The organism is Desulfopila inferna (assembly GCF_016919005.1).
Classification (GTDB): domain Bacteria; phylum Desulfobacterota; class Desulfobulbia; order Desulfobulbales; family Desulfocapsaceae; genus Desulfopila_A; species Desulfopila_A inferna.
Map to the genome: position 1 here is coordinate 1 of NZ_JAFFQE010000077.1, position 380 is coordinate 380.

Here is a 380-nt window from a genome sequence, read left to right on the forward strand (position 1 = left end):
CAACTTCCCGCAAGGGCGGGTCACCGACCATCGCATCAACCTCACCCTGTACTCCCTGGGCGAGGTGATGGAGGGCGCGGTGGAACAGGTGATCGAGCTGCTGCTGCAGGAATACCAGGCCGATCAACTGGCGGCCCTGGGCGACTGACATGACCACTATCTGTACCCTTCTCAAGGATTCCCAACTGCCCGATTCGCCCAGCGCCCGGCTCGACACCGAGTTGCTGCTGGCGGCGGCGATGGGCAAGCCGCGCAGCTTCCTGCGTACCTGGCCGGAGCGCATCGTGCCGCGCGAGGCCAACGAGCGGTTCGACGACTGGATCGCCCGTCGGCGCAACGGCGAACCGGTGGCCTACATCCTTGGCCACCAGGGCTTCTGG

At 66.1% G+C, this 380-nt stretch carries 2 pseudogenes; both read left to right on the plus strand.

Going from position 1 to position 380, the window contains the following annotated elements:
* Positions 1-148 (plus strand): annotated as a pseudogene (prfA, locus tag JWG88_RS22300) (peptide chain release factor 1); the annotation flags it as partial.
* Position 149: 1 nt separating this feature from the next.
* Positions 150-380 (plus strand): annotated as a pseudogene (locus JWG88_RS21525) (peptide chain release factor N(5)-glutamine methyltransferase); the annotation flags it as partial.